Annotated in this window: 3 protein-coding genes and 1 pseudogene; 1 reads left to right on the top strand and 3 read right to left on the bottom strand. The window is 36.3% G+C overall.

The window, feature by feature from the left end; genetic code table 11:
- The 3 genes and pseudogenes from F6K13_RS27740 to F6K13_RS27730 form a co-directional block, all read right to left on the bottom strand.
- Window positions 1-437 (bottom strand): annotated as a pseudogene (locus F6K13_RS27740) (alpha/beta fold hydrolase); the annotation flags it as partial.
- A gap of 173 nt (window positions 438-610) precedes the next feature.
- A complete protein-coding gene (locus F6K13_RS27735; RefSeq protein ID WP_124147796.1) occupies window positions 611-1,312 on the bottom strand; it encodes a phosphoribosylanthranilate isomerase in 702 nt (233 codons plus the stop codon).
- A 333-nt stretch (window positions 1,313-1,645) separates the two neighbouring features.
- A complete protein-coding gene (locus tag F6K13_RS27730; protein WP_124147800.1) occupies window positions 1,646-2,251 on the bottom strand; it encodes a hypothetical protein in 606 nt (201 codons plus the stop codon).
- A gap of 1 nt (window position 2,252) precedes the next feature.
- On the opposite strand from F6K13_RS27730, the gene F6K13_RS27725 reads away from it, so the two are divergent.
- Window positions 2,253-2,432 (top strand): hypothetical protein, encoded by a 180-nt coding sequence (locus F6K13_RS27725; RefSeq protein ID WP_161564761.1) that lies wholly within the window; start codon window positions 2,253-2,255, stop codon window positions 2,430-2,432.
- The last annotated feature ends 188 nt before the right edge of the window (window positions 2,433-2,620 follow it).

The raw sequence follows: 2,620 nt of genomic DNA, 5'->3' as shown, positions 1-2,620 counted from the left end.
GTTAAGATTGCTTTTTCTACTCTCTCTGGATACATATTCAAAAATAAGGCAGCAATAGAACCTCCCATAGAATGAGCATTAATATAAACTTTCTCTAAATTTAAAGCATCAAGTAAAATTGCTAAATCTTCTGCATAGCTTACTAATTAATATTTTTCTGTAGGATTTTTTGAGGATTTTAAAATAGTTTTTTCCTCAGTGGCAGAAGGTTGAGGTAAACATGAACGTCCAAATCCTCGTAAGTCATAAATTAAACAATCAAACTGACTAGAAAGCTCCTTAGCTGTACTTTCCCAATATCTACCAGAACCTCCCCATCCGTGGAGAAATACCATTACTGGTTTTGATTTTTCTGTGGAATTTGATGTCTTTATCCATTCATAGTAATGTTCAACGCCATTAACATTAATATAAGAAGTTTTTTCTGTTGTTTTCACCTTAACTAGCTCCTGCTTCCTGATTAAAATTTTTAATTTAGTTTTTAATTTAGTTAGAGATTATATCGAACTCTGTCTAAATTACAGCACTTTTTAGGATAGTGAGGTACAGTTTTAAAATTAATCTTTTTTTCCCTACTCCCTACTCTGTACGGACGTTGTATGCAACGTCCCTACTCCCTAAAATTTTGTACCTCATCAACTCCAAAACTACTGTAATAAATCTGACTAAAAAATTGAGATAGTTTCATTTCATCTAATTTATTATTTGTTCTGACACCAGTGCAAATATCTAAACCAAAAGGAGAAACTTGTTTAATTGCTGCTGTGACATTTTCTGAGTTTAAACCACCTGCTAAATATACAGGCACATCTACTAATTCCCGGATTTTCTTACTAATATCCCAATTATGAACTTTACCTGTACCTCCTAATTGTTTAATTGGTAGATATTTATTGCCAGAATCTAATAATATTGCATCTACTAATGGAGAGACTTCAACAGCTTCTTTTACCGATTCTTCTCCTGTAACATGAATAACTTGTACAAGAGCAATTCCAGGCATAGCATCTCGCAAGTCTTGATATTTTCCTAATGTAAGATAGTCACATATTTGAATTGTATTTACCTGACACCGACGCTGTTGTTCAATAATTGATTTTACATCCTGTTTACTGGTGAATAAAAAAGTACATACACCTGGTGGAACTATGGCAGAAATTTCTGCTATTAATTCCTCAGAAATCACTCCTATTCCAGAAGGCATGGCAGAAACTAAACCTAAAGCTGAAGCTCCATAAATAATTGCCATTTTTGCTTCTTCAATACTGCTAATACAGCAAATTTTTACTCGCGGTTTTGTTGTTTGTTTCATCTAAAAAAACTAGGTCATTTCAGTTATCAGTTATCAGTACATCTGCAATAAGGAGGCTTGACATCAGGAATAGTCTCTTTTCTGTTGGTCGATGGTCGGCCAGCGAGGAGACCCGCTCTTATCAGAGCCGCTCCGAAGTACGCCATTCCACCCTACGGGAAGCTCCGAAGATCGACCGCTTTTTATCCCTTTAAAAAGCGAGGCTTTAGACCACAATTTTTAGGTAATAGGCAATAGGGAATAGATAATAGCGAAAAGAGATTAGTATTAAACTGTACCTCACTATCCGCTTAGTCAATCCTCTTCTTTTCAAAGAGAGGTAATTATTAATTATTAATTATTAATTATTGAACATACTTCACCATCTGAAAAAGTGCTTAATTCTCCATAGTTTTCTAATATTATTCTGATAAATTCTGCTGCTGTTACTGGTGAAGCTGTTTTTACTTCAATACTGTTTTGATGCAACCACCAACCTGTAGTAGTTTGGGGCGATCGCCAGATTTCCAAATGTTCTACAGATGGATGGGCATAAAAACTTTCATCCACAGTCCCCAAAAGTCCCCAACTCCAATGTGTAAAATAGTCGTGACTCACCTTATATATAGGAAAGTTTCCCTCTACAGGCATTCCCCACCCATCAATAGCAACAAAGGCTTTGACTTGTCCACCCCGTAGTTGCCAACCCCAAGCTGCTCCTACTGCTCCTACTACTCCAGCACTAAAGGCAATAAATAATAGTGGCACATTTTTAGTTAATTGGTTTTTTATCCATAAAAAGTTCAAAATGTCAATAGCAGAATAGGGAGAATAATCTTGAGTTGGACAAATTAACAACTCTCCAGATTGAGAGAGACTTTGCCAATGGACAAATAGTCCCTCCAAGAATTGCTCAGTTAGCTTTGAGTCGTGTATTCCAGGGCAAATTACTATAGTCATCTTGAAGGAAGAAGGAAGAAAGTTAGAAGTCAGGACTGACGCAGAACCGCCATATCTAGTAGGGGAAAATGGCATTTTCCCTCTACAGATAGCGTTTTATCTAATAATTTGTGTAAGTCCTGAAGTTATAAGTTATAAGTCAAAAGTCAGAAGTCAGAAGGAAGAAAGAAGAAGGCTTTAGTTATCTGGGAGAGAACTGAAGGATGGAAAAATCTGGCCTTATCTGAGTTTTCAACTTTTGATCAAATAATTGGGTCTAAAACGTCGCCTTTTAAGGCAAAATACAGCGCTTCCCATTGTTATAAGGTACACCCCGAAGCGAGCAAGATGCCCGCACTACAATATTTTCATCATTTACCCTGTACCTTG

This window comes from Okeania sp. SIO2B9 (assembly GCF_010672505.1).
GTDB lineage: Bacteria > Cyanobacteriota > Cyanobacteriia > Cyanobacteriales > Microcoleaceae > Okeania > Okeania hirsuta.
Note: the sequence above shows the minus strand (reverse complement) of the source record. Positions and strands in the feature narration are given on the sequence as shown.

What these genes read in the sequence shown, in the direction of transcription:
- F6K13_RS27735 (WP_124147796.1), bottom strand. Translation starts at nt 1,312, where the DNA reads ATGAAACAAACAACAAAACCGCGAGTAAAAATTTGCTGTATTAGCAGT.
- F6K13_RS27730 (WP_124147800.1), bottom strand. Translation starts at nt 2,251, where the DNA reads ATGACTATAGTAATTTGCCCTGGAATACACGACTCAAAGCTAACTGAG.